Below are 25,025 nucleotides of genomic sequence, written 5' to 3' on the forward strand. Positions count from 1 at the left end.
CGCCGGCCTTGAATTCATCCGAGCAATGAAACACGAGGGATAGTCCAAGTGCTCGACGTCAACTTCTTCGACGAGTTGCGCATCGGCCTGGCGACCGCCGACGACATCCGGCAGTGGTCGCACGGCGAGGTCAAGAAGCCCGAGACGATCAACTACCGCACCCTCAAGCCCGAGAAGGACGGACTCTTCTGCGAGAAGATCTTCGGTCCGCAGCGGGACTGGGAGTGCTACTGCGGCAAGTACAAGCGGGTCCGGTTCAAGGGCATCATCTGTGAGCGCTGCGGCGTCGAGGTGACCCGGTCCAAGGTCCGTCGTGAGCGCATGGGCCACATCGAGCTGGCCGCGTCGGTCACGCACATCTGGTACTTCAAGGGTGTGCCGAGCCGGCTGGGCTACCTGCTCGACCTGGCTCCCAAGGACCTCGAGAAGATCATCTACTTCGCCTCGTACGTGATCACGAGCGTGGACGCCGAGGCGCGTCACCGCGACATGTCCACGATCGAGAACGAGATCTTCGCGGAGAAGCGCCAGTCCGAGAACGGCCGCGACTCGGAGATCGAGAAGCGGGCCGCGAAGCTGGAGCAGGACCTCGCCGAGCTGGAGGCCGAGGGGGCCAAGGCGGACGTGCGCCGCAAGGTCAAGGAGGCCGGCGAGCGGGAGATGCGCCAGATCCGTGACAAGGCGCAGCGCGAGATCGACCGCCTCGACGAGGTGCTCGACACCTTCCGCAAGCTCGACTCCAAGCAGCTGGTCACCGACGAGCTGCTCTACCGCGAGCTGCGGGACCGCTTCGGTGAGTACTTCACCGGCGGCATGGGCGCCGAGGCGATCAAGGCGCTGCTCGAGAACATGGACCTGGACGCCGAGGCCGAGAACCTGCGGGAGATCATCCGCAGCGGCAAGGGTCAGCGGAAGATTCGTGCGCTCAAGCGGCTCAAGGTCGTCGCCGCGTTCCTGAACACCCGCAACTCGCCGCTCGGCATGGTGCTCGACTGCGTCCCGGTCATCCCGCCGGACCTGCGCCCGATGGTGCAGCTCGACGGTGGCCGGTTCGCGACCAGCGACCTGAACGACCTGTACCGCCGGGTGATCAACCGGAACAACCGGCTCAAGCGCCTGATCGACCTGGGCGCGCCCGAGATCATCGTCAACAACGAGAAGCGCATGCTGCAGGAGGCCGTCGACGCGCTGTTCGACAACGGCCGCCGCGGCCGGCCGGTCACCGGCCCGGGCAACCGCCCGCTGAAGTCGCTCTCCGACATGCTCAAGGGCAAGCAGGGCCGGTTCCGGCAGAACCTGCTGGGCAAGCGCGTCGACTACTCCGGCCGCTCCGTCATCGTCGTCGGCCCCCGGCTCAAGCTGCACCAGTGCGGCCTGCCGAAGCAGATGGCGCTGGAGCTGTTCAAGCCGTTCGTGATGAAGCGCCTGGTGGACCTGAACCACGCGCAGAACATCAAGTCGGCCAAGCGGATGGTCGAGCGGCAGCGCCCGGTCGTGTGGGACGTCCTGGAGGAGGTCATCAGCGAGCACCCCGTGCTGCTGAACCGCGCGCCGACCCTGCACCGCCTCGGCATCCAGGCCTTCGAGCCGCAGCTGGTCGAGGGCAAGGCGATCCAGATCCACCCGCTGGTCTGCACGGCGTTCAACGCCGACTTCGACGGCGACCAGATGGCGGTGCACGTGCCGCTGTCCGCCGAGGCGCAGGCCGAGGCCCGGATCCTGATGCTGTCCTCGAACAACATCCTCAAGCCGGCCGACGGCAAGCCGGTCACCATGCCCACCCAGGACATGGTCATCGGCCTGTACCACCTGACCCACCTCACGCCCGGCGCCAAGGGCGAGGGCCGGGTGTTCTCCTCGGACGCCGAGGCGCGGATGGCCTTCGACAACGGCGAGCTGCACCTGCAGGCGCCGATCAAGGTCCGCCTGCGGGAGGTCATCGGTGTCGACAACGGCGCCAAGGCCGCCGGCTGGGCTGCGCCGGAGGAGTGGACCGAGGGCGAGCCGCTGCTCGTGGAGACCACCCTTGGCCGGGTGATCTTCAACGAGACGCTGCCGCCGGGCTACCGCTTCATCAACTACGAGATCCGCAAGGGTCAGCTGTCGGCGATCGTCAACGACCTCGCCGAGCGCTTCCCCAAGGTCGCCCTGGCGGCGACCCTGGACGCGCTCAAGGAGGCCGGCTTCCACTGGGCCACCTGGTCCGGTGTGACGATCGGCATGGGCGACGTCATCGGCCCGCCGCGCAAGCCGGAGATCCTCGCCCGGTACCAGGTCGAGGCGGACCGGATCGACAAGCAGTACCAGCGTGGTCTGATGACCGCCGAGGAGCGTCGCGGCGAGCTCATCGAGATCTGGACCAAGGCGACCAACGAGATCTCCAAGGAGATGGAGACGGCGCTGCCGCAGGAGAACCCGCTCTGGGTGATGATCAACTCCGGCGCTCGCGGTAACCTCCTCCAGCTTCGGCAGATCGCCGCGATCCGTGGCCTGGTGGCCAACCCGAAGGGCGAGATCATCCCGCGGCCGATCACGTCGTCGTACCGCGAGGGTCTCACCGTGCTGGAGTACTTCATCTCCACGCACGGCGCCCGGAAGGGTCTGGCCGACACCGCGCTGCGTACCGCCGACTCGGGTTACCTGACCCGGCGTCTGGTGGACGTCTCGCAGGACGTCATCATCCGCGAGGAGGACTGCGGCACCGACCGCGCGATCCCGATGCAGGTGGCGGACCGGCAGGCGGACGGCTCGCTCGTCGTGCACACGCACGCCGAGACCGGCGTGCACGCCCGTACGCTGGCCGACGACATCAAGGACGCGAACGGCAACCTCGTGGTGCCCCGCGGCGCGGACCTCAACTCGATCCTGGTGGACCAGCTGGTCCACGCCGGCGTCGAGAACGTCCGGGTGCGCAGCGTGCTGACCTGCGAGTCGAAGCTCGGCGTGTGCGCGGCCTGCTACGGCCGTTCGCTGCCGACCGGCAAGTCGGTCGACATCGGCGAGGCGGTCGGCATCATCGCGGCCCAGTCCATCGGTGAGCCGGGTACCCAGCTGACGATGCGTACCTTCCACACCGGTGGTGTCGCGGGTGAGGACATCACCCAGGGTCTGCCGCGTGTGCAGGAAATCTTCGAGGCCCGCGTGCCCAAGGGCAAGGCGCCCATCGCCGACACCCCGGGACGCATCCGCATCGAGGACGGCGAGCGCTCGCGGAAGATCATCGTGGTGCCGGACGACGGCAGCGAGGAGATCGTGTACGACAAGATCTCCAAGCGGGTCAAGCTCCGCGCCCACGACGGCGACCACGTCGAGGTCGGCGAGAAGCTCACCGAGGGCACCATCGACCCGCACGAGCTTCTGCGGATCATGGGTCCGCGGGCGGTCCAGGTCCACCTGACCCAGGAGGTCCAGGAGGTCTACCGCTCGCAGGGTGTGCTCATCCACGACAAGCACATCGAGATCATCATCCGCCAGATGCTGAAGCGGGTGACGGTCATCGACTCGGGCGCCGCGGAGTTCCTGCCCGGCGTGCTGGTCGACCGGGCGCTGTTCGAGTCGGAGAACCGCCGGCTCGTGGGCGAGGGCGGCGAGCCCGCCGCCGGTCGTCCGGTGCTCATGGGTATCACCAAGGCCTCGCTGGCCACCGACTCCTGGCTCTCGGCGGCCTCCTTCCAGGAGACCACCCGGGTGCTGACCGACGCGGCGATCAACTCGCGCAGCGACTCGCTGGTCGGCCTCAAGGAGAACGTGATCATCGGAAAGCTCATCCCGGCCGGTACGGGCATCAGCAAGTACCGCAACATCCGGGTCGAGCCGACCGAGGAGGCCAAGGCCAAGGTGTACTCGATGACCGGGTACCCGGAGACCGACTACGGCTTCGGGCCGGCCAGCGGGCAGGCCGTGCCGCTGGACGACTTCGACTTCGGGTCGTACCGCTGACGGTTGGGAAACAAAGGGCGGCCGCGCACTGCGCGGCCGCCCTTTGGCCTTTCTAGGATGGGGGAGTGACCTCGCCCGCAACGACGCCCACCCGTCATCCCCTGGATCCGGATCCGGCGCCCTCGTCGAAGGCGCGGGCGGTCTTCGCGCTGGGCCTGGTGGGCTTCCTGACCGGCGCGTTCGTCGGCGGTGTGATCCCGGCGACGGTGGCGCTGCTGCTGGCGCGTCAGGCCGCCCGGGACGCGTACGCGGCCAAGGGCTACCTCACCGGCTCGGTGTGGATCCGCCGCGGCCGCCGGCTGGCCTGGGCGGGCATCGTGTTGACGCTCACCACCCTGGTGGTGGCCGCGATCGCCGGGCTGCTGCACCTCGCGTCGTCACCGTCCGGCCCGAACTTCGCGCCCGGCACCGACTAGGGCAGGCCCTGGGCCCGGGCTGCGCCCTTCCCCGTACGGGTGACATCCTCGACTCATGAGTCAGCAGCCGTATCCATACCCGGCGCCCGTGCCGCCGCCCCCGCCGTCCGGTCGCTGGCAGCCGGAGCGGGTCGACCAGGTGCCGGGCACCGAGTTCGCGCTGGTCCAGCTGCGGGTCGAGCCGCTGACCTCGGGCCTGGCGATCGGCTCGCTGCTGGCCGGGATAGCGGCCATCCTGGTCTCGATGCTCGTTCTCTGCTTCGGCCTGCTCGGTGCCCAGGACGGCTGGGGTGCCGTGGTGGGCGGCGCCTTCACCCTGCTCAGCGTGATCGGCGGGGTCGGTGCCATCGTGGTGGGCCTGGTCGCCCGGCGGCAGATCCGCGGCTCCGGCGGCAGCGGGCAGGTGCGCTTCACCGGCCGGGGCATCGCGGCGGCGGGAATCTCGTGCGGCGCCGTCGGCGCGGGAATCGCGCTGGCCGCCCTGGCGTTGAGTCTGATGTTGCAGTTGTCGTCCTCCGGGACCTGACCGCCGGGGGCCGTCCGAGCCCCTCGTTCCGGTATCCCGATGCCGCGGTATGGCGCCTCGGGAGACCCGGTACACTTGCATCGGAGATATCCGTCGTGAGGAACCAGCCCTGTCGATTTTGACCTGGCTCCCCGTGGTGGGTACTCTTTCCCTCCGTGCCCGGGCTTGCCCGGGCAACTCGTGCGTGCGCCCGAGTCGAACAACCAGGACGGGGTATCAGCACGCCGAGACCGTCGGCCCGCGGAAATCGGGACGACGACAGAGACCAAACCCGGTACGTGTGCAAAGCGTGGCGGGACCGTGAGCCGGACGACACGCCCGACCGCGGGTGCCGGAGGGACTACCTCCGGCACACAGAGGAATAACTAGACGGTGCGGTCGCGGAAGGACGCGGCCGAAGGGAGCGGAGAAACCCGGTGCCCACGATCCAGCAGCTGGTCCGAAAGGGCCGCCAGGCGAAGACGAGCAAGACCAAGACGCCGGCGCTGAAGGGAAGTCCTCAGCGGCGCGGCGTGTGCACGCGCGTGTACACCACCACCCCCAAGAAGCCGAACTCTGCGCTGCGCAAGGTCGCTCGTGTGAAGCTCAGCAGCCAGATCGAGGTGACGGCGTACATCCCCGGCGTCGGCCACAACCTGCAGGAGCACTCGATCGTGCTCGTGCGTGGCGGCCGGGTGAAGGACCTCCCCGGCGTCCGCTACAAGATCGTTCGCGGTTCGCTGGACACCCAGGGTGTCCGCAACCGCAAGCAGGCCCGCAGCCGTTACGGCGCGAAGAAGGAGAAGAGCTGACATGCCGCGTAAGGGCCCCGCTCCGCGCCACCCAGTGGTTGCGGACCCGGTTTACAACTCCCCGCTGGTCACGCAGCTGATCAACAAGATCCTGATCGGCGGCAAGCGTCAGCTGGCCGAGCGCATCGTGTACGGCGCGCTCGAGGGTTGCCGGGAGAAGAGCGGAACCGACCCCGTCGTGACGCTCAAGCGCGCGATGGACAACGTGAAGCCGACCCTCGAGGTCCGCAGCCGCCGTGTCGGTGGCGCGACCTACCAGGTGCCGGTCGAGGTCCGCACCCCGCGGCAGACCACTCTCGGCCTCCGCTGGCTGGTCCAGTACTCCAAGGCCCGCCGGGAGAAGACGATGATCGAGCGTCTCCAGAACGAGCTGCTCGACGCCAGCAACGGCCTCGGCGCCGCCGTCAAGCGGCGTGAGGACACCCACAAGATGGCGGAGTCCAACAAGGCCTTCGCGCACTACCGCTGGTAAGACCCCGCCGCCGGCCCGGCGACAGCCGGGCCACGCGGCAAGTCGTACCGCTCCACGAGACGACGACGAAGAAGAGTAGGGATTGAAGTGGCCGCCGCAGACGCGCTCGCCAACGTACGCAACATCGGCATCATGGCGCACATCGATGCCGGTAAGACCACGACCACCGAGCGGATCCTGTTCTACACCGGCATCACGTACAAGATCGGTGAGGTCCACGAGGGCGCTGCCGTCATGGACTGGATGGAGCAGGAGCAGGAGCGCGGTATCACGATCACTTCCGCCGCCACCAAGTGCGAGTGGAAGGGTCACACGATCCAGATCATCGACACGCCCGGCCACGTCGACTTCACGGTCGAGGTCGAGCGGTCGTTGCGCGTGCTCGACGGCGCGGTGGCGGTCTACGACGGTGTGGCCGGCGTGGAGCCGCAGACCGAGAACGTCTGGCGCCAGGCGGACAAGTACCACGTTCCCCGGATGTGCTTCGTCAACAAGCTCGACCGGACCGGCGCCGACTTCTTCCGCTGCGTGCAGATGATGATCGACCGGCTCAACGCGACCCCGCTGGTCCTGCAGATCCCGATCGGGCTCGAGGGCGACCACATCGGCGTCGTGGACCTGGTCAACATGCGCGCGCTCACCTGGCGTGGGGAGACCCAGAAGGGTGAGGACTACGCGATCGAGGAGATCCCGGCCGACCTGGTCGACTCCGCGAACGAGTGGCGCGAGAAGCTCATCGAGACCCTGGCCGACGTCGACGACGAGGTCATGCTCAAGTACCTCGAGGGCGAAGAGGTCTCGGTGGACGAGATCAAGGCCGCCGTCCGGCGCGCCACGATCGCCAGCAAGGCCAACCCGGTGCTGTGCGGCTCGGCGTTCAAGAACAAGGGCGTGCAGCCCATGCTCGACGCCGTGATCGACTACCTGCCGTCGCCGCTGGACATCCCGGCCATCGAGGGCACCGCGACGGACGGCGAGACGCCGATCCAGCGCAAGCCCTCCAACTCCGAGCCGTTCTCGGCGCTGGCCTTCAAGATCCAGACCGACAAGCACCTCGGCAAGCTCACGTACGTCCGGGTCTACTCCGGCACGCTCGAGTCCGGTTCTCAGGTGGTCAACTCCACCAAGGACCGCAAGGAGCGGATCGGCAAGATCTACCAGATGCACGCGAACAAGCGTGAGGAGCGCGCCACCGCGCAGGCCGGCGACATCATCGCCGTCCAGGGTCTCAAGCAGACCACCACCGGTGACACGCTCAGCGACCCGGCCAACCCGGTCATCCTGGAGTCGATGACCTTCCCGGAGCCGGTCATCCAGGTCGCCATCGAGCCGAAGACCAAGTCCGACCAGGAGAAGCTGGGCACCGCGATCCAGCGTCTGGCCGAGGAGGACCCGACCTTCCGCGTCTGGAACGACGAGGAGACCGGGCAGACGGTCATCGCCGGCATGGGCGAGCTGCACCTCGACATCCTCGTCGACCGCATGCGTCGCGAGTTCAACGTCGAGGCGAACATCGGTAAGCCGCAGGTGGCGTACCGCGAGACGATCCGCGGCACCGTGGAGAAGCTCGACTACGTCCACAAGAAGCAGACCGGTGGCTCGGGCCAGTACGCCAAGGTCATCGTCAAGCTGGAGCCGCTGCCGCTCGCCGCGGACGGCCCCACCTACGAGTTCGTCAACGCCGTGTCCGGTGGCCGTATCCCCAAGGAGTTCATCCCCTCGGTGGACGCGGGCGCCCAGGACGCGATGCAGTACGGCGTCCTCGCCGGCTACCCGCTGGTGGGTGTCAAGCTGACCCTGCTCGACGGTCAGTACCACGAGGTCGACTCGTCCGAGATGGCGTTCAAGATCGCCGGCTCGATGGTGATGAAGGAGGCGGCCCGCAAGGCCGACCCCGCGCTGCTCGAGCCGATGATGGCCGTCGAGGTGACGACGCCCGAGGACAACATGGGCGACGTCATCGGCGACCTCAACTCGCGGCGTGGCATCATCCAGTCGATGGAGGAGCGCTCCGGCGCCCGGGTCGTCAAGGCGCTGGTGCCGCTCTCCGAGATGTTCGGCTACGTGGGTGACCTTCGGTCGAAGACCCAGGGCCGGGCCAGCTACAGCATGCAGTTCGACTCCTACGCCGAGGTCCCGCAGGGCGTCGCGAAGGAGATCATCGCGAAGGCGACGGGCGCGTAAGCGTCCTTCACCGGAAGCGCTGAGGCGCGTGCGGGCCGTCGAGGACCGCACGCGCGCGAGCAGTCGACAGAGTCCCAGTCGCCTTATCGGGCGTGCCGGGCAACGTAATGATCAGTCCACAGGAGGACACCAGTGGCGAAGGCGAAGTTCGAGCGGACTAAGCCGCACGTCAACATCGGCACCATTGGTCACATCGACCACGGTAAGACGACGCTGACTGCGGCCATCACGAAGGTCCTGCACGACCAGTACCCGGACCTCAACCCGTACACCCCGTTCGACGAGATCGACAAGGCGCCGGAGGAGAAGGCCCGCGGCATCACGATCTCGATCGCGCACGTCGAGTACCAGACCGCGGCGCGGCACTACGCGCACGTGGACTGCCCCGGCCACGCCGACTACATCAAGAACATGATCACCGGTGCCGCGCAGATGGACGGCGCGATCCTGGTGGTCGCCGCGACCGACGGCCCGATGCCGCAGACCAAGGAGCACGTGCTCCTGGCCCGCCAGGTCGGCGTTCCGTACATCGTCGTGGCGCTGAACAAGAGCGACATGGTCGAGGACGAGGAGCTCCTGGAGCTCGTCGAGCTCGAGGTTCGCGAGCTGCTGTCGACCTACGAGTTCCCGGGCGACGACCTGCCGGTCGTGCGCGTCTCGGCGCTCAAGGCGCTCGAGGGCGACGCCGAGTGGACCGAGAAGCTGCTGGAGCTGATGAACGCGGTCGACACCGCGATTCCGCAGCCCGAGCGGGACACCGACAAGCCGTTCCTCATGCCGATCGAGGACGTGTTCACGATCACCGGTCGTGGCACGGTCGTCACCGGCCGGGCCGAGCGTGGCATCCTCAAGCCGAACGAGGAGGTCGAGATCGTCGGCATCCGCGAGAAGTCGACGAAGACCGTCTGCACCGGCATCGAGATGTTCCGCAAGCTGCTCGACGAGGCCCGCGCGGGTGAGAACGTCGGTCTGCTGCTCCGCGGTATCAAGCGCGAGGACGTCGAGCGCGGCATGGTGGTCATCAAGCCGGGCACCACGACCCCGCACACGGAGTTCGAGGGCCAGGTCTACATCCTCTCCAAGGAGGAGGGCGGCCGGCACACCCCGTTCTTCCAGAACTACCGCCCGCAGTTCTACTTCCGCACCACGGACGTCACCGGCGTCGTCACGCTGCCCGAGGGCACCGAGATGGTCATGCCGGGCGACTCCACCAGCATGTCGGTCAAGCTGATCCAGCCGATCGCCATGGAGCAGGGCCTGAAGTTCGCGATCCGCGAGGGTGGCCGCACCGTCGGCGCCGGAACGGTCACGAAGATCAACAAGTAAGGTCAGTGACCCCGATTAGCAATGCCGGAGTCAATCCGGCATACTAGTCAGGTTGCGTCCGCGCGGGGTGGCTGGTTGCCTCTGGTTAGCCAGCCACCCTCGTCGGGTGTCCGGGTGTGTTTACGGCCCACCAGGCACTCCAGATCCCCGTGATCGAGTTGTTTGACAAAGGCTGCATAGCGACTGCAGGCGCGACACGCCCGACCGCGGGGGTCGGACAACGCAGGATCGACGGTCCTGCGGGCATGCGAGGGTCACCCGCTCTCGCACGTAGCGGCATCGAGAGAAGGAAACAGAAGCCACCATGGCGGGACAGAAGATCCGCATCCGGCTCAAGGCCTACGACCACGAGGTCGTCGACTCCTCGGCGCGGAAGATCGTGGAGACGGTGACGCGTACCGGGGCGCAGGTTGCTGGCCCGGTGCCGCTGCCCACGGAGATCAACCGTTTCTGCGTGATCCGTTCGCCGCACAAGTACAAGGACTCGCGCGAGCACTTCGAGATGCGCACGCACAAGCGTCTGATCGACATCATCGACCCGACTCCGAAGACGGTCGACTCGCTCATGCGCCTCGACCTGCCGGCTGGCGTCGACATCGAGATCAAGCTGTAGGGATCCGGACTGATGGACAGGCAAGTTAAGGGGATCCTGGGCGCCAAGCTCGGCATGACCCAGGTCTGGGACAACAACAAGGTCGTCCCGGTGACCGTGGTTCAGGCCGGCCCTTGTGTCGTGACCCAGGTCCGCACCGATGACAAGGACGGCTACAGCGCCGTTCAGCTGGCGTTCGGCGCCATCGACCCGCGCAAGGTCAACAAGCCGGAGAGCGGCCACTACGCCAAGGCCGGTGTGTCGCCGCGGCGCCACCTCGTGGAGCTGCGCACCACCGACGCCGGCGCTTACGAGCTCGGCCAGGAGATCACCGTCGACTCGTTCGAGCCCGGTGTCCCGGTCGACGTGACCGGCAAGACCAAGGGCAAGGGGTACGCCGGTGTCATGAAGCGACACGGCTTCCACGGCCTCAAGAGCAGCCACGGCGTGGAGCGCAAGCACCGCTCGCCGGGCTCGATCGGCGCCTGCGCGACCCCGGGTCGCGTCTTCAAGGGCGTGCGGATGGCCGGCCGGATGGGTGGCCGTCGCTTCACCGTGCAGAACCTGACGGTGCAGGCGGTGGACACCGAGAACAACCTGCTGCTGGTCAGGGGTGCGGTGCCCGGTCCCAAGGGCTCGCTGATCCTGGTCCGCAGCGCGGCTAAGAAGGGCGGTGCCCAGTGAGCTCGGTTGACGTGATCAACGCCGAGGGCGCGAAGGCCGGCTCGGTCGAGCTGCCGGACGACATCTTCGACGTGCAGGCGAACATCCCGCTGATGCACCAGGTCGTGGTGGCCCAGCTTGCCGCGGCGCGGCAGGGTACGGCCAAGGCCAAGACCCGCGGCGAGGTCGCCGGTGGCGGCAAGAAGCCGTACAAGCAGAAGGGCACCGGTCGTGCCCGCCAGGGCTCGATCCGCGCGCCGCAGTTCACCGGCGGTGGCGTGGTCCACGGCCCGGTGCCGCGCGACTACAGCCAGCGGACCCCCAAGAAGATGAAGGCCGCCGCGTTGCACGGCGCCCTGTCCGACCGGGCCCGCGACGGCCGGGTGTACGTGGTCGAGTCCTTCGTCACCGGCGAGACGCCGTCGACCAAGGCCGCGATCGCGACCCTGCGCAAGGCGACCGAGTCGAGCAAGGTCCTGGTCGTGCTCAGCAGCACCGACGAGCTGAACTGGCTGTCGCTGCGCAACGAGACGACCGTGCACCTGATCGAGGCGGGCCAGCTGAACACGTACGACGTGCTGGTCGCCGACGAGGTGGTCTTCACCAAGGACGCTCTCGACGAGTTCCTGGGCGTGCCGGCCGAGGCCTCCGAGGAGGGGAACAAGTGACCACGATCGCCGACCCGCGCGACGTCATTTTCGCGCCCGTCGTCTCCGAGAAGAGCTACAGCGTTCTCGACCAGAACTGGTACACGTTCCTCGTCCACCCGGACGCGAACAAGACCCAGATCAAGATCGCGATCCAGCAGATCTTCAATGTGCGCGTGCTGACGGTGAACACCGCGAACCGCGAGGGCAAGCGCAAGCGCACCCGGACGGGCTTCGGTCAGCGCAAGGCGACCAAGCGCGCGATGGTCAAGCTGGCTGACGGTGACCGTATCGAGGCCTTCGGCGGCCCGGTCAGCTAAGGGGTTGTAAAACAATGGCTATCCGTAAGTACAAGCCGACCACGCCGGGCCGTCGCGGCTCCAGCGTCGCCGACTTCGCCGAGATCACCCGGTCCACGCCGGAGAAGTCTCTGCTGGTCCCGCTGCCCAAGAAGGGCGGCCGCAACGTCCACGGCCGGATCACCACCCGGCACCAGGGCGGCGGTCACAAGCGGCAGTACCGGCTGATCGACTTCAAGCGGGTGGACAAGGACGGCGTGCCGGCCAAGGTCGCGCACATCGAGTACGACCCGAACCGCACCTCCCGCATCGCCCTGCTGCACTACGCCGACGGTGAGAAGCGCTACATCCTGGCGCCGAAGGACCTCGCCCAGGGCGACCGGGTGGAGTCGGGACCGGGCGCGGACATCAAGCCGGGGAACAACCTTCCCCTGCGCAATATCCCGGTCGGTACGACGATCCACGGTGTGGAGCTTCGTCCCGGCGGTGGCGCCAAGCTGGCCCGTTCGGCCGGTGTCGGAATCCAGCTGCTCGGCCGTGAGGGCGCGTACGCCACGCTGCGTATGCCCTCCGGTGAGATCCGCCGGGTCGACATCCGCTGCCGCGCCACGGTCGGCGAGATCGGCAACGCCGAGCAGTCGAACATCAACTGGGGCAAGGCCGGCCGCATGCGCTGGAAGGGCAAGCGCCCGACCGTCCGCGGTGTCGCCATGAACCCGATCGACCACCCGCACGGTGGTGGTGAGGGCAAGACCTCCGGTGGTCGCCACCCGGTGAACCCCGCTGGTAAGCCTGAGGGCCGTACCCGCCGCAAGGGCCAGGAGAGCGACAAGCTGATCGTTCGCCGCCGCTACGCCACCCGCAAGCGCGGGTAACGGGAGTAGAAGAAGATGCCTCGTAGCCTGAAGAAGGGCCCGTTCGTCGACGACCACCTGCTCAAGAAGGTGGAAGTCCAGAACGAGAAGAACTCGAAGAACGTCATCAAGACCTGGTCGCGGCGCTCGACGATCATTCCCGACATGCTCGGGCACACGATCGCGGTGCACGACGGACGCAAGCATGTCCCGGTGTTCGTCACCGAGGCCATGGTCGGGCACAAGCTCGGTGAGTTCGCTCTGACCCGTACGTTCAAGGGTCACGAGAAGGACGACCGCAAGAGCCGTCGCCGCTAAGCAGATACACGGATTAGAGGATCAAGGAGCTACAGCGATGCCAGTCAAGGGCGACGCTCCGGTGCTTCCGGGCGCGCGGGCGGTTGCGCGGCACGTGCGCATCTCGCCGAACAAGGCGCGCCGGGTGGTCAACCTCGTCCGCGGTCTGCCCGCGAAGGAGGCGCTCACCGTCCTGCAGTTCGCGCCGCAGGCCGCCAGCGAGCAGGTCTACAAGGTGCTCGCCTCGGCGATCGCCAACGCGGAGAACAACGAGCGGCTGGACCCCGGCGCCCTCCTCGTGAGCGAGGCGTTCGTCGACGAGGGTCCGACGCTCAAGCGGTTCCGCCCGCGGGCGCAGGGCCGGGCGTACCGGATCCGCAAGCGCACCTGCCACATCACGATCGCCGTCGAGGCGGTCCAGGTCGCGCGTCCGGCCAAGAAGGCCGCGGCCGCGAAGAAGGCCGCGCCGGCCAAGAAGGCTGAGGCGCCGGCCGTGGAGACCCAGACGACGGAGGAGTCCGAGTAATGGGCCAGAAAGTTCACCCCACCGGATTCCGCCTCGGTATCTCCACCGACTGGAAGTCCCGGTGGTTCGCCGACAAGCTCTACAAGGACTACATCGGCGAGGACGTCAAGATCCGCAAGATGATGTCCCAGGGCCTCGAGCGCGCCGGCATCTCCAAGGTGGACATCGAGCGCACCCGGGACCGGGTCCGCGTCGACATCCACACCGCCCGGCCGGGCATTGTCATCGGCCGTAAGGGCGCGGAGGCCGACAAGATCCGTGGCCGCCTCGAGAAGCTCACCGGCAAGCAGGTGCAGCTGAACATCCTCGAGGTGAAGAACCCCGAGTCGGACGCGCAGCTGGTGGCGCAGGGCGTCGCCGAGCAGCTGTCCTCCCGGGTCAGCTTCCGGCGCGCGATGCGCAAGGCCATGCAGTCGGCCATGAAGAACCCGATCTGCAAGGGCATCCGGGTGCAGGTCTCCGGCCGTCTCGGCGGCGCGGAGATGAGCCGCACGGAGTTCTACCGTGAGGGTCGCGTTCCGCTGCACACGCTGCGGGCGAACATCGAGTACGGCTTCTTCGAGGCCCGTACCACGTTCGGCCGGATCGGCGTGAAGGTCTGGATCTACAAGGGCGACGCCGTTCCGGGTCGCGAGGTCGTCACCGAGGCGCCCGCGCGTCCGCGCCGGGACCGCGCCGACCGCCCCGAGCGTCCGCGCCGTGGCCGTTCCGGTTCGTCCGGCACGACCGCGGGTGGGACCGAGGCGGGTCGCGCGGCTCAGGCTCAGGCCGCCGCCGAGAACACCGCCGCTGCTCCGGCCGCGGCCGAAACGCAGCAGGAGGGCTGACCCATGCTGATGCCGCGTAAGCCCCCGAAGGGCTTCCGCAAGCCGCACCACCCGGACCGCCACGGCGCGTCCAAGGGCGGCAACCGGGTCGTCTTCGGCGAGTTCGGTATTCAGGCGCTGGAGCCCGCGTACGTGACCAACCGGCAGATCGAGTCGGCTCGTATCGCGATGACCCGCCACATCAAGCGTGGCGGCAAGGTCTGGATCTCGGTCTTCCCCGACCAGGCCCTGACCAAGAAGCCGGCCGAGACCCGGATGGGTTCCGGTAAGGGCTCTCCCGAGTGGTGGGTGGCGAACGTCAAGCCGGGACGCATCCTGTTCGAGATGTCGTTCCCGAACGAGACGATCGCGCGCGAGGCGATGCGCCGCGCGATCCACAAGCTCCCGATGAAGTGCCGCATCGTGACGCGCGAAGTGGGTGAAAGCTGATGGCAGCGGGCGTTAAGGCCGGCGAGCTGCGCGAACTCTCCGGCGAGGAGCTGGTTTCGCGGCTGCGTGAGGCCAAGGCGGAGCTGTTCAATCTTCGCGTGCAAGGCGCGACCGGGCAGCTCGACAATCACCGTCGACTGCAGGTGGTCCGCAAGGACATCGCGAAGATCTACACGATCATGCGTGAACGCGAGCTGGGGCTCTCGGTTGCGCCGGATGAGGTGACCGCATGAGTGACGAGAGCACGACCCCGGTGCGCGCGACCCGCAAGGTTCGCGAGGGCCTGGTGGTCAGCGACAAGATGGACAAGACGGTCGTCGTCGAGGTCGAGGACCGTGTCAAGCACGCCCTCTACGGCAAGGTTCTGCGGCGCACCCGCAAGCTCAAGGTGCACGACGAGCAGAACGCGTGCGGCATCGGCGACCGGGTCCTCCTGATGGAGACCCGTCCGCTCTCCGCCACCAAGCGGTGGCGGGTTGTGGAGATCCTCGAAAAGGCCAAGTGAGTGTGCCGGGCCGGCCACGGCCGGCCCGGCCCACCATCGTTCCGCCAAGCTTCGGGCGGTTGACCCGAAGAACTGGCAGACATAGGAGACCCCAGTGATCCAGCAGGAGTCGCGACTGCGTGTCGCCGACAACACGGGTGCGCGCGAGATTCTGTGCATCCGCGTGCTCGGTGGCTCCGGCCGCCGCTACGCGAGCATCGGCGACGTCATCGTGGCCACGGTCAAGGACGCCATCCCCGGCGCCGGTGTGAAGAAGGGTGACGTCGTCAAGGCGGTCATCGTCCGCACCAGCAAGGAGCGGCGGCGCCCGGACGGCTCGTACATCCGGTTCGACGAGAACGCCGCCGTCATCATCAAGGACGGCGGAGACCCCCGCGGTACCCGCATCTTCGGCCCGGTCGGCCGCGAGCTGCGCGACAAGCGGTTCATGAAGATCATCAGCCTGGCACCGGAGGTGCTCTGACCGTGAAGATCAAGAAGGGCGACACGGTCGTCGTCATCGCCGGCAAGGACAAGGGCGCCAAGGGCAAGGTCATCGCGGCCTACCCGCGGCAGGACAAGCTCCTGGTCGAGGGCGTCAACCGCGTCAAGAAGCACGAGCGCATCCGCACGTCGCAGCGCGGTTCCAAGACCGGCGGCATCGTGACCCAGGAAGCCCCGATCCACATCTCCAACGTGCAGATCGTGGACGACCAGGGCAAGCCGACCCGGATCGGCTACCGGATCGACGACAACGGCCAAAAGGTCCGCATCGCACGTACGACCGGTAAGGAACTCTGATGACTGCCGCCACCGAGACGAAGACGCTGCCGCGCCTGAAGCAGAAGTACCGCAGCGAGGTCATCGCCGCGCTTCAGGAGCAGTACAAGTATGGCAACCCCATGCAGGTTCCCGGCCTGGTGAAGGTCGTCGTGAACATGGGTGTGGGCGAAGCCGCCCGCGACGCCAAGCTGATCGACGGCGCGGTTCGCGACCTGACCACGATCACCGGTCAGAAGCCGCTGGTCCGCCGGGCCACCAAGTCCATCGCCCAGTTCAAGCTCCGTGAGGGCATGCCGATCGGCGCGAAGGTCACCCTTCGCAACGACCGGATGTGGGAGTTCATGGACCGGCTGCTGTCCATCGCGCTGCCGCGTATCCGCGACTTCCGCGGCCTGGACGGCAAGAAGCTGGACGGTCACGGCAACTACACGTTCGGCCTGACCGAGCAGTCGGTGTTCCACGAGATCGACCAGGACCGGATCGATCGGCCGCGGGGCATGGACATCACGGTGGTCACCACGGCCAAGACCGACGACGAGGGCCGGGCGCTGCTCAAGCTCCTGGGCTTCCCGTTCAAGGAGAACTGAGTATGGCTAAGAAGGCGCTGATCCTGAAGGCTGCCGCGAAGCCGAAGTTCGCTGTGCGGGCGTACACCCGCTGCCAGCGTTGCGGCCGGCCGCACTCGGTCTACCGCAAGTTCGGCCTCTGCCGGGTGTGCATCCGGGAGATGGCTCACCGCGGTGAGCTCCCGGGCGTGTCGAAGGCTTCCTGGTAACCCCCGTCCGACCGCCCCACCCTCCGCCCTCAAAGCGGACTAAAGGCTGGATCTTAAGTAATACCGCTTCGCCGTAGGCCTGGGCCTCCCCCGGGAACCCCGGCGAGAAAGGTTGACGAATACCCATGACGATGACGGACCCGATCGCAGACATGCTTACCCGTCTGCGTAACGCCAACCAGGCGTACCACGACAAGGTGACGATGCCCTTCTCGAAGATCAAGGCGAACATCGCCGAGGTCCTCAAGGCCGAGGGCTACATCGCCTCCTGGGCGGCCGAGGAGCCCGAGGAAGGCGCCGTCGGCAGGCGTCTGGTCGTTGAGCTCAAGTACGGCCAGAACCGCGAGCGCAGCCTCGCCGGCATCAAGCGCGTTTCCAAGCCCGGCCTTCGGGTTTACGCCAAGTCCGACGAGCTCCCCCGGGTGCTCGGCGGCCTGGGCGTCGCGATCATTTCGACGTCCCAGGGGCTGCTGACCGACAAGCAGGCCCGCAAGCGGAGCGTTGGCGGGGAAGTCCTCGCCTTCGTCTGGTAACTGGAGACTTAGACATGTCGCGAATCGGACGTAAGTCGATCCCGGTCCCGGCCGGCGTCGATGTCACCATCACGGGCCAGACCGTCAAGGTCAAGGGCCCCAAGGGCGAGCTCTCGCACACCGTCGCCGAGCCGATCACGGTCGAGCGCGAGGATGGCGAGCTGCACGTCAACCGCCCCAACGACGAGCGCAAGTCGAAGGAGCTCCACGGCCTGTCTCGTACCCTGGTCGCCAACATGATCATTGGCGTGACCGAGGGCTACAAGAAGACCCTGGAGATCAACGGCACCGGTTACCGCGTGACGGCCAAGGGCAAGGACCTCGAGTTCGCCCTGGGCTTCTCGCACCCGGTCAACGTGGTTCCGCCGGCGGGCATCACCTTCTCGGTCGAGCGCCCGACGCAGTTCACCGTCGCCGGTATCGACAAGCAGCTCGTCGGCGAGGTCGCCGCGAACATCCGGAAGATCCGCCCGCCGGAGCCCTACAAGGGCAAGGGCGTCAAGTACCAGGGCGAGGTCATCCGCCGCAAGGCTGGAAAGGCAGGTAAGAAGTGACCGCCACGCTGCTCAAGCGCCGCAATGGCGGCGGTGTCGCCGCCAAGCGTGCCGTGGGGAAGGCGCGCCGGCACTTCCGGGTCCGCAAGAACGTCCGCGGCACCGCCGAGCGTCCCCGCCTGGTCGTCACCCGGTCGACGCGGCACATCTCCGCGCAGATCATCGACGACCTCAAGGGCCACACGCTGGTGTCGGCCTCCACCCTCGACGCCTCGCTGCGGGGCACCGAGGGCGACAAGAGCGCCCTGGCCGGCAAGGTCGGCGCGCTTCTCGCCGAGCGGGCCAAGGCCGCGGGCGTGTCCAAGGTCGTCTTCGACCGCGGTGGCAACAAGTACGCGGGGCGGATCGCCGCGCTGGCTGACGCCGCCCGCGAAGCCGGACTCGAGTTCTAGGAGGAATTGACCAATGCCTGGTCAGCAGCGCCGAGGCGGCGGGTCCGGCGGTAACACCGAGGGTGGCAACCGCCGGGACAACCGCCGCGAGGGCGGTCGCGGCAACGCGCCCGTCGAGAAGACCCCGCACCTCGAGCGGGTCGTCGCGATCAACCGCGTCGCCAAGGTCGTCAAGGGTGGTCGTCGCTTCAGCTTCACCGCCCTGGTGATCGTGGGCGACGGCGACGGCACCGTCGGCATCGGCTACGGAAAGGCCAAGGAGGTGCCCGCGGCCATCGCCAAGGGCGTCGAGGAGGCCAAGAAGCACTTCTTCAAGGTTCCGCGGATCGGTGCGACCATCCCGCACCCGATCACCGGTGAGGCGGCCGCGGGTGTCGTGCTGCTCAAGCCGGCGTCCGCCGGTACCGGTGTCATCGCCGGTGGTCCGGTGCGCGCCGTGCTGGAGTGCGCGGGCATCCACGACGTGCTCTCCAAGAGCCTCGGCTCGTCGAACCCCATCAACATCGTGCACGCGACGGTGGCTGCGCTGAAGGGCCTCGAGTCGCCGGAGAAGGTCGCGGCTCGCCGTGGCCTGCCGGTCGAGGACGTGGCGCCGGCGGCCATGCTGGCGGCGCGTGCGGAAGCGGCGGTGCACTGATGGCTCGCTTGAAGGTCACCCAGATCCGGTCCGAGATCGGCCGTAAGCAGAACCAGCGGGACTCCCTGCGGTCGCTCGGCCTGAAGCGGATCAACGATGTGGTGGTCAAGGAGGACCGCCCCGAGATTCGGGGCATGATCTTCGCCGTGAACCACCTCGTGAGTGTTGAGGAGGTCGAGTAATGGCGATCAAGGTCCACCACCTCCGCCCGGCGCCCGGTGCCAAGACTCCGAAGACCCGCGTGGGTCGCGGTGAGGGCTCGAAGGGCAAGACCGCCGGTCGCGGTACCAAGGGCACCAAGGCGCGTTACCAGGTTCCGGCCCGGTTCGAGGGTGGGCAGATGCCCATTCACATGCGCCTGCCGAAGCTCAAGGGCTTCAAGAACAAGAACAAGGTCGTCTTCCAGGTCGTGAACCTGGACCGTCTCGCCGAGCTGTTCCCGAACGGCGGCGAGGTCGGTCCGGTGGAGCTGGCCGAGGCCGGCGCGGTCCGCAAGGGCCAGCTGGTCAAGGTGCTGGGCTCCGGCGAGCTGGGCGGCGTGTCGCTGACCATCTCGGCGCACGCGTTCAGCGAGTCGGCCAAGGAGAAGATCGCAGCAGCCGGTGGTTCCGCCACCGAGCTGTGAGGCTCGTGGGGGTGCTCGCCCGAGCGCCGAAAAAATGGCGTCGCTCGGGCAGCATCCCCTTCGTGGCGTCTGACCAGCGACTTCTCGTCAAGGCCGGGCGCCTACTCGCGGTGAGCCATACCGTGACTCACCGCGCCGCTCCAAGACTGTTAGAGTCCGTTCCCAGCTAGGGATATCGGTCGTCCGGACCGATGCCTTTCCCCCACCCGCCGGACACGGCGGTAACCTCGCGCAGGAGGAAGAAGTTGCTCTCCGCCTTTACCAGTGCGTTCCGGACGCCTGACCTGCGCAAGAAACTGCTGTTCACGGTCGCGATTATTGCGCTGTACCGGCTCGGCGCCACCTTGCCCAGTCCGGGCGTCTCCTACACCAACGTGCAGACGTGTCTCACCAAGGTGAACGAAGCCGGCACCGGTGGCGTGCTGAACCTGCTGAACCTGTTCTCCGGCGGGGCGCTGCTGCGGCTGTCGGTGTTCGCGCTCGGCATCATGCCGTACATCACCGCGTCGATCATCCTGCAGCTGCTCACGGTCGTGATCCCCCGCCTCGAACAGCTCCGCAAGGAGGGTCAGTCCGGCCAGGCGAAGATCACGCAGTACACCCGCTACCTGACGCTCGGTCTGGCCGTCCTCCAGTCCTCGGCGTTCGTCGCGCTCGCCCGTACCGGCCAGCTCTTCGGCAACGTCTGTGACCAGAGCGACCCGAAGATGCAGATCATCCCGGAGAACACCGGGATCCCGATGTGGCTCACGCTCAGCATCCTGGTGCTGACCATGACCGCCGGCACCGGCGTGGTGATGTGGCTCGGTGAGCTGATCACCGACCGGGGCGTCGGCAACGGCATGTCCGTCCTGATCTTCACCTCGATCGCCGCCCGCCTCCCCGGCGAGGGCTGGGCGATCAAGCAGTCCAGCGGCGTCGCCAAGTTCTTCCTCGTGATCGCCCTGGTCCTGGTGATCATCTGCCTGGTCGTCTTCATCGAGCAGGCGCAGCGCCGGATCCCGGTGCAGTACGCGAAGCGCATGATCGGCCGACGGATGTACGGCGGTACCTCGACCTACATCCCGCTCAAGGTCAACCAGGCCGGTGTCGTCCCGGTGATCTTCGCGTCCTCGCTCCTCTACCTGCCCCAGCTGTACCTCCAGTTCTTCAACCCGAACGAGCTCAAGGGCTACCAGGTCTGGATCAAGACCTGGCTGGCTACCCCGACGAGCACGCTGTACATCGGGGTCTACTTCCTGCTGATCATCTTCTTCACGTACTTCTACGTCTCGATCACGTTCAACCCGACCGAGGTCGCGGACAACATGAAGAAGTACGGCGGCTTCGTGCCGGGCATCCGCCCCGGCAAGCCGACCGCCGAGTACCTGGACTTCATCCTCAGCCGGATCACCCTGGCGGGCGCGCTCTACCTGGCCGTCATCTCGGTTCTGCCGAACTTCTTCTTCATCTGGCTGAACCAGCAGCAGTACCAGAACTTCCCGTTCGGCGGTACTGCTGTGCTGATCATGGTCGGCGTGGGTCTGGAGACGGTGAAGCAGATCGAGAGCCAGCTCATGCAGCGCAACTACGAAGGGTTCCTCCGGTAGTGGCGACGCAGAGCCGGGGGGCTCATGCGTCGAGGATCTCAACTCACCTAAGCGAGGCGATGTAGGTGCGGCTGGTGCTGGTGGGCCCCCCGGGGGCCGGCAAGGGGACCCAGGCTGAGTTCATCGCCGCGCACCTGGCCGTACCGAAGATCTCGACCGGGGACATCTTCCGGGCCAACGTGTCGCAGGGCACTCCACTGGGCGTGGAGGCCAAGCGCTACATGGACGCCGGGCAGCTGGTCCCGGACGAGGTCACCATCAACATGGTCCGGGACCGGCTCGCCGAGCCGGACGCCGGCGACGGCTTCCTGCTGGACGGTTTCCCGCGGACCGTCCCGCAGGCGTCCGCGCTCGACAAGCTGCTGGCCGACCTGGGCACCGCGCTCGACCTGGTGATGGAGCTCGTGGTCGACGACGACGAGGTCATCCGGCGGCTGTCCGGCCGGCGCACCTGCCGCGGCTGCGGCAAGATCTGGCACGTCGAGTTCGACCCGACCAGCAAGGAGAACATCTGCGACCGCTGCGGGTCGGAGCTGTTCCAGCGGGACGACGACAAGGCCGAGACGATCGCCAACCGTCTGGTCGAGTACGCCGAGAAGACCGCGCCACTGGTCGACTTCTACGGCGCGCAGGGCAAGCTGGTGGGGATCGACGCGACCGGTCCGGTCGAGGACGTGACCGTGCGCGCCATCGACGCCCTGCGGTCGTACGGGGGCTGAGTTGCGCCGCCCGCAGCTGGACATCCAGCTGAAGACACCCGAGCAGATCGAGCTGATGCGCGGCGCCGGCCTGGTGGTCGCCGCCGCGCTGGCCGCGATGCGCGACGCGATCGCGCCCGGCGTCTCCACGGCCGACCTGGACGCGATCGCCGAAAAGGTCATCCGGGAGGCCGGCGCCGTCCCGTCGTTCAAGGGCTACCACGGCTTCCCGGCGACGATCTGCGCCTCGGTCAACGAGCAGGTCGTGCACGGCATCCCGCGGGCCGAGCAGGTGCTGGCCGAGGGAGATCTGATCTCGCTGGACTGCGGCGCGATCCTGGACGGCTGGCACGGCGACTCGGCGATCACGGTGGGCGTGGGGGAGACCGACCCGGCCCTGCTGAAGATGGCCGAGGTGGCCGAGGACTCGATGTGGGCCGGGATCGCCGCGGCCGCGCGGGGCGCCGCGAACGGGCGCGGGCGGCTCACCGACATCTCCTTCAACGTGGAGAAGGTGGTCCGCAAGGCCGGCCGGTACGGCATCGTGGACGGCTACGGCGGGCACGGCATCGGCACCGAGATGCACCAGGACCCGCATGTGCTCAACCACGGCAAGCCCGGCAAGGGCCCGCGCCTGGTCCCGGGTCTGTGCCTGGCGATCGAGCCGATGATCACGATGGGTTCGCCGCGGACCGTCGAGCTCGACGACGGCTGGACGGTGATCACCCGGGACGGGTCGGTCGCCGCGCACGTCGAGCACACGATGTGCCTTCTCGAGGACGGCGTGTGGGTGACCACGGCGGTCGACGGCGGCCGGTCCCGGCTCGGCGACCTGGTTACCGCTCGCCAACCCTGACCTACCGGCCGTGGTTTCGGTGGGGCATGCTTTGACTCATGGGACGGGCGGACATGCGGGCCGGCGACGGTGATCGCAAACAGGTTGCCGATCAGCTGAAGACCGCGCTCGATGAGGGACGCCTCGATCTGAGCGAGTACGACGAGCGCATCCAGCGGACGTACGCCGCGAAGACCTACGCCGACCTCGACGGTCTGCTGGACGACCTCCCGGGCACGGTGCCGGTAGAGCACGCTCAGGTCCAGCCTGCCGCCCCGGCGCCCCCGATCGGTGCACCGACCGGCCGCCCGAGCCCCACGGGCCGTCAGATGGCTCACTGGGTGGGCCCGTATGCCGGTGTGATTCTGGTCTGCACCCTGATCTGGCTGATCCAAAGCATCAGCGCCCACCAACTGCAGTATTTCTGGCCGGTCTGGATGCTCATCCCGTTGATCCTGGGCGTGTTCATGCAGTGGTCCGGCGACGGCGGCCGGCGGCGGGACCGGCGCCGGCGGCGCTGACCGGGCGGCGGGGGGTTGAGATCGTGGGGGATCTGAGCCGGGACCGGATGCGGGCCGCGGACGCCGACCGCCACCGGGTCGCCGATCGGCTGCGAGCGGCGCTCGAGGAGGGCCGGCTCGACCTGACCGAGTACGACGAGCGCCTGCAAGGGGCGTACGCGGCAAAGACCTATGGCGATCTCGACCGGTTGCTGGCCGATCTGCCGAACGCCGCGCCGGTCGTCCCGAGCCCGCCGCCGATCGCCGCCGAGCGCAGCGACCTGACCCGGGCCTGGCTGGCGCACGTCTGGGCGCCCTGGCTCAAGACCGCCGTCTGGCTGACGGTGTTCTGGCTGGTGGCCTTCGCGTTCGCCGGCGACGCGATCTTCTACTGGCCGGCCTGGGTGCTCGGGCCGTGGGGCGTGGTGCTGCTGGCCCGCACGGTCGGCGGCCTGGCCTCGGGGGAGCCGCGCAGGTACGCCGTCGAGGCGGAGCACCGGCGGGCGCTGCGGGAGCACCGGCAGGAGCGGAGGGCGCTCTACCGGCAGGCGATCGCGGCCGGCGAGCTGCCGGCGAATCCGAGCAAGGAGCAGCGCAAGGCGTTCATCGCCGAGGCGACCGCCCGCGGCGACCTGCCGCCCAAACCGCGGCGGCCCCCGCCGGGCGGGTGACAAAGGCCGACTTGTCTGTTTCGCGGCGGGGCGACACACCCGACCTCGGGTCAGGGCGACCTCGGTTTGGCGTCCCAGATGGGCGCGCGTACACTGGCTCCTTGGCGCGCAGCGTCCACTCCCGCATGCCCTCAGCGCTTCGAGGGTAGCGGGTGCCGCGGCTGGTCCGAGAGCTCACCTGAGCGGCTCGGGTATGACGTTGCATGCTAGCCCCGAACCCCAGTGTCAGGTAGCGGAGGACATGCCTAAGAAAGACGGAGCCATCGAGATCGAGGGCCGTGTGATCGAGCCCCTGCCGAACGCCATGTTCCGCGTAGAGCTCGCCAATGGTCACAAGGTGCTTGCACACATCTCCGGCAAGATGCGGCAGCACTACATCCGCATCCTTCCCGAGGACCGAGTCGTCGTCGAGCTGTCGCCGTACGACCTGACCCGGGGACGAATCGTCTACCGCTACAAGTAGCCAGGGGACGGGGATTGTCCCGTCCGTTCTGAGAGTTAAGGCAAACCGTGAAGGTCAAGCCGAGCGTCAAGCGGATCTGCAACAACTGCCGGGTCATCCGGCGGCACGGCCGCGTCATGGTCATTTGCAAGACCGACGCGCGCCACAAGCAGCGCCAGGGCTGAGTCCCGCCCGCTGCCAGATCCGGCATCAGGAAAAAGCTCGTCCCAGCCGTTCCCTGCGAACGGCACACCCCCGGCTCGGAGGCCGGGGCCCGTCCGGGCAGGCGGGGTGGGAGGGCACAGACCTCCGAACGATCTGAGGAGTACGCCCACTTATGGCACGACTCGTCGGCGTCGATCTGCCCCGCGAGAAGCGGATGGAGATCGCGCTCACCTACATCTACGGGATCGGTCGCACCCGTGCCGTCGAGGCACTGACCGCCACCGCGATTGACCTGAACAAGCGCGCCAAGGACCTCACGGACGAGGAGCTGGTCCAGCTCCGCGACTACATCGAGGGCAATTTCAAGGTTGAAGGTGACCTTCGCCGCGAGGTCGCCGCGGACATCCGCCGCAAGGTCGAGATCGGCTGCTACGCCGGTATCCGCCACCGCCGGGGTCTTCCGGTTCGTGGCCAGCGCACCCGGACCAACGCGCGTACGCGCAAGGGTCCGAAGCGCACGGTTGCGGGCAAGAAGAAGCCGGGTCGGAAGTAAC

The 25,025-nt window shown here is 67.7% G+C and carries 35 protein-coding genes and 1 pseudogene; all 36 read left to right on the top strand.

Translation table 11 applies throughout. From position 1 onward, the window contains the following. The first annotated feature begins 48 nt into the window (after window positions 1-48). The 36 genes and pseudogenes from ODJ79_RS05815 (at window position 49) to rpsM (ending at window position 25,024) form a co-directional block, all read left to right on the top strand. Window positions 49-3,939 (top strand): DNA-directed RNA polymerase subunit beta', encoded by a 3,891-nt coding sequence (locus ODJ79_RS05815; protein WP_263022274.1) that lies wholly within the window; start codon window positions 49-51, stop codon window positions 3,937-3,939. A gap of 65 nt (window positions 3,940-4,004) precedes the next feature. Next, entirely contained in the window at window positions 4,005-4,355 is a 351-nt protein-coding gene (locus ODJ79_RS05820) for a hypothetical protein (protein WP_263022275.1), read from the top strand. A 55-nt stretch (window positions 4,356-4,410) separates the two neighbouring features. Continuing rightward, window positions 4,411-4,881 (top strand): hypothetical protein, encoded by a 471-nt coding sequence (locus ODJ79_RS05825; RefSeq protein WP_263022276.1) that lies wholly within the window; start codon window positions 4,411-4,413, stop codon window positions 4,879-4,881. A gap of 416 nt (window positions 4,882-5,297) precedes the next feature. Beyond that, window positions 5,298-5,672 carry a 30S ribosomal protein S12 gene (gene rpsL / locus ODJ79_RS05830; RefSeq protein WP_014440718.1) on the top strand — a complete coding sequence of 125 codons (375 nt, stop codon included), beginning with the start codon at window positions 5,298-5,300 and terminating at the stop codon, window positions 5,670-5,672. 1 nt (window position 5,673) lies between these two features. Beyond that, window positions 5,674-6,144 carry a 30S ribosomal protein S7 gene (gene rpsG, locus ODJ79_RS05835; protein WP_020513583.1) on the top strand — a complete coding sequence of 157 codons (471 nt, stop codon included), beginning with the start codon at window positions 5,674-5,676 and terminating at the stop codon, window positions 6,142-6,144. Window positions 6,145-6,231: 87 nt separating this feature from the next. After that, window positions 6,232-8,328, top strand: coding sequence for an elongation factor G (gene fusA, locus ODJ79_RS05840; RefSeq protein ID WP_263022277.1), 2,097 nt, complete (start codon window positions 6,232-6,234; stop codon window positions 8,326-8,328). A gap of 132 nt (window positions 8,329-8,460) precedes the next feature. Continuing rightward, window positions 8,461-9,654 carry an elongation factor Tu gene (gene tuf, locus ODJ79_RS05845; RefSeq protein WP_263022278.1) on the top strand — a complete coding sequence of 398 codons (1,194 nt, stop codon included), beginning with the start codon at window positions 8,461-8,463 and terminating at the stop codon, window positions 9,652-9,654. Between the two features lie 304 nt (window positions 9,655-9,958). Beyond that, window positions 9,959-10,267, top strand: coding sequence for a 30S ribosomal protein S10 (gene rpsJ / locus ODJ79_RS05850; protein ID WP_007073037.1), 309 nt, complete (start codon window positions 9,959-9,961; stop codon window positions 10,265-10,267). A gap of 12 nt (window positions 10,268-10,279) precedes the next feature. Beyond that, window positions 10,280-10,930, top strand: a complete 651-nt coding sequence (gene rplC, locus ODJ79_RS05855) for a 50S ribosomal protein L3 (RefSeq protein ID WP_263022279.1) — start codon at window positions 10,280-10,282, stop codon at window positions 10,928-10,930. Next, window positions 10,927-11,577, top strand: a complete 651-nt coding sequence (gene rplD / locus ODJ79_RS05860; protein ID WP_263022280.1) for a 50S ribosomal protein L4 — start codon at window positions 10,927-10,929, stop codon at window positions 11,575-11,577. Before rplC ends, rplD begins: the two co-directional genes overlap by 4 nt. Beyond that, complete coding sequence (gene rplW / locus ODJ79_RS05865; RefSeq protein ID WP_263022281.1) at window positions 11,574-11,876, top strand: 50S ribosomal protein L23; 303 nt, start codon at window positions 11,574-11,576, stop codon at window positions 11,874-11,876. The genes rplD and rplW overlap by 4 nt, the downstream gene beginning before the upstream one ends. Before the next feature lie 14 nt (window positions 11,877-11,890). After that, window positions 11,891-12,730 carry a 50S ribosomal protein L2 gene (gene rplB / locus ODJ79_RS05870; RefSeq protein ID WP_263022282.1) on the top strand — a complete coding sequence of 280 codons (840 nt, stop codon included), beginning with the start codon at window positions 11,891-11,893 and terminating at the stop codon, window positions 12,728-12,730. Between the two features lie 15 nt (window positions 12,731-12,745). Further along, complete coding sequence (gene rpsS / locus ODJ79_RS05875; RefSeq protein WP_014687760.1) at window positions 12,746-13,027, top strand: 30S ribosomal protein S19; 282 nt, start codon at window positions 12,746-12,748, stop codon at window positions 13,025-13,027. 37 nt (window positions 13,028-13,064) lie between these two features. Beyond that, window positions 13,065-13,532 (top strand): 50S ribosomal protein L22, encoded by a 468-nt coding sequence (gene rplV / locus ODJ79_RS05880; protein WP_263022283.1) that lies wholly within the window; start codon window positions 13,065-13,067, stop codon window positions 13,530-13,532. Beyond that, window positions 13,532-14,359, top strand: a complete 828-nt coding sequence (rpsC, locus tag ODJ79_RS05885) for a 30S ribosomal protein S3 (protein ID WP_263022284.1) — start codon at window positions 13,532-13,534, stop codon at window positions 14,357-14,359. Before rplV ends, rpsC begins: the two co-directional genes overlap by 1 nt. 3 nt (window positions 14,360-14,362) lie before the next feature. Beyond that, on the top strand, window positions 14,363-14,788 hold the full coding sequence (rplP, locus tag ODJ79_RS05890) for a 50S ribosomal protein L16 (RefSeq protein ID WP_020513593.1): 426 nt from the start codon (window positions 14,363-14,365) through the stop codon (window positions 14,786-14,788). Beyond that, window positions 14,788-15,021: a 50S ribosomal protein L29 gene (gene rpmC / locus ODJ79_RS05895; RefSeq protein WP_213008517.1), complete on the top strand. Its 234-nt coding sequence runs from the start codon at window positions 14,788-14,790 to the stop codon at window positions 15,019-15,021. Before rplP ends, rpmC begins: the two co-directional genes overlap by 1 nt. Continuing rightward, on the top strand, window positions 15,018-15,293 hold the full coding sequence (rpsQ, locus tag ODJ79_RS05900; RefSeq protein WP_030436513.1) for a 30S ribosomal protein S17: 276 nt from the start codon (window positions 15,018-15,020) through the stop codon (window positions 15,291-15,293). Before rpmC ends, rpsQ begins: the two co-directional genes overlap by 4 nt. 94 nt (window positions 15,294-15,387) lie before the next feature. Next, window positions 15,388-15,756 (top strand): 50S ribosomal protein L14, encoded by a 369-nt coding sequence (rplN, locus tag ODJ79_RS05905; RefSeq protein WP_014687766.1) that lies wholly within the window; start codon window positions 15,388-15,390, stop codon window positions 15,754-15,756. Next, on the top strand, window positions 15,753-16,073 hold the full coding sequence (gene rplX / locus ODJ79_RS05910) for a 50S ribosomal protein L24 (protein WP_263022370.1): 321 nt from the start codon (window positions 15,753-15,755) through the stop codon (window positions 16,071-16,073). The genes rplN and rplX overlap by 4 nt, the downstream gene beginning before the upstream one ends. After that, window positions 16,073-16,642 (top strand): 50S ribosomal protein L5, encoded by a 570-nt coding sequence (gene rplE, locus ODJ79_RS05915; protein WP_263022285.1) that lies wholly within the window; start codon window positions 16,073-16,075, stop codon window positions 16,640-16,642. Before rplX ends, rplE begins: the two co-directional genes overlap by 1 nt. Before the next feature lie 2 nt (window positions 16,643-16,644). Then, window positions 16,645-16,830 (top strand): type Z 30S ribosomal protein S14, encoded by a 186-nt coding sequence (locus ODJ79_RS05920; RefSeq protein WP_106130632.1) that lies wholly within the window; start codon window positions 16,645-16,647, stop codon window positions 16,828-16,830. Between the two features lie 125 nt (window positions 16,831-16,955). Further along, the gene (gene rpsH, locus ODJ79_RS05925) at window positions 16,956-17,363 is read left to right on the top strand and encodes a 30S ribosomal protein S8 (RefSeq protein ID WP_020513599.1); all 408 of its coding nucleotides are present in this window, start codon (window positions 16,956-16,958) and stop codon (window positions 17,361-17,363) included. 14 nt (window positions 17,364-17,377) lie between these two features. Continuing rightward, window positions 17,378-17,917: a 50S ribosomal protein L6 gene (gene rplF, locus ODJ79_RS05930; protein ID WP_263022286.1), complete on the top strand. Its 540-nt coding sequence runs from the start codon at window positions 17,378-17,380 to the stop codon at window positions 17,915-17,917. 8 nt (window positions 17,918-17,925) lie between these two features. After that, a complete protein-coding gene (gene rplR, locus ODJ79_RS05935) occupies window positions 17,926-18,309 on the top strand; it encodes a 50S ribosomal protein L18 (RefSeq protein ID WP_263022371.1) in 384 nt (127 codons plus the stop codon). Window positions 18,310-18,322: 13 nt separating this feature from the next. After that, entirely contained in the window at window positions 18,323-18,946 is a 624-nt protein-coding gene (gene rpsE / locus ODJ79_RS05940) for a 30S ribosomal protein S5 (protein WP_020513602.1), read from the top strand. Then, entirely contained in the window at window positions 18,946-19,128 is a 183-nt protein-coding gene (gene rpmD / locus ODJ79_RS05945; protein WP_026206137.1) for a 50S ribosomal protein L30, read from the top strand. The genes rpsE and rpmD overlap by 1 nt, the downstream gene beginning before the upstream one ends. Beyond that, window positions 19,128-19,571, top strand: coding sequence for a 50S ribosomal protein L15 (rplO, locus tag ODJ79_RS05950; protein WP_263022287.1), 444 nt, complete (start codon window positions 19,128-19,130; stop codon window positions 19,569-19,571). The genes rpmD and rplO overlap by 1 nt, the downstream gene beginning before the upstream one ends. Window positions 19,572-19,816: 245 nt before the next feature. Beyond that, window positions 19,817-21,160, top strand: a complete 1,344-nt coding sequence (gene secY, locus ODJ79_RS05955) for a preprotein translocase subunit SecY (RefSeq protein WP_263022288.1) — start codon at window positions 19,817-19,819, stop codon at window positions 21,158-21,160. Between the two features lie 65 nt (window positions 21,161-21,225). Next, window positions 21,226-21,879 carry an adenylate kinase gene (locus tag ODJ79_RS05960; protein ID WP_030436520.1) on the top strand — a complete coding sequence of 218 codons (654 nt, stop codon included), beginning with the start codon at window positions 21,226-21,228 and terminating at the stop codon, window positions 21,877-21,879. 1 nt (window position 21,880) lies between these two features. Next, on the top strand, window positions 21,881-22,714 hold the full coding sequence (gene map, locus ODJ79_RS05965; protein ID WP_263022289.1) for a type I methionyl aminopeptidase: 834 nt from the start codon (window positions 21,881-21,883) through the stop codon (window positions 22,712-22,714). Window positions 22,715-22,752: 38 nt separating this feature from the next. Next, window positions 22,753-23,214, top strand: a complete 462-nt coding sequence (locus ODJ79_RS05970; RefSeq protein WP_263022290.1) for a DUF1707 domain-containing protein — start codon at window positions 22,753-22,755, stop codon at window positions 23,212-23,214. Window positions 23,215-23,261: 47 nt separating this feature from the next. After that, window positions 23,262-23,774: pseudogene (locus ODJ79_RS05975) on the top strand (DUF1707 domain-containing protein); the annotation flags it as partial. A 331-nt stretch (window positions 23,775-24,105) separates the two neighbouring features. Then, window positions 24,106-24,327, top strand: coding sequence for a translation initiation factor IF-1 (gene infA / locus ODJ79_RS05980; RefSeq protein WP_007073013.1), 222 nt, complete (start codon window positions 24,106-24,108; stop codon window positions 24,325-24,327). Window positions 24,328-24,374: 47 nt separating this feature from the next. After that, window positions 24,375-24,491, top strand: coding sequence for a 50S ribosomal protein L36 (gene rpmJ / locus ODJ79_RS05985; RefSeq protein WP_015619018.1), 117 nt, complete (start codon window positions 24,375-24,377; stop codon window positions 24,489-24,491). 152 nt (window positions 24,492-24,643) lie between these two features. Beyond that, window positions 24,644-25,024 carry a 30S ribosomal protein S13 gene (rpsM, locus tag ODJ79_RS05990; protein WP_133873210.1) on the top strand — a complete coding sequence of 127 codons (381 nt, stop codon included), beginning with the start codon at window positions 24,644-24,646 and terminating at the stop codon, window positions 25,022-25,024. Window position 25,025: the final 1 nt, after the last annotated feature.

The organism is Actinoplanes sp. KI2 (assembly GCF_025630775.1).
Classification (GTDB): Bacteria; Actinomycetota; Actinomycetes; order Mycobacteriales; family Micromonosporaceae; genus Actinoplanes.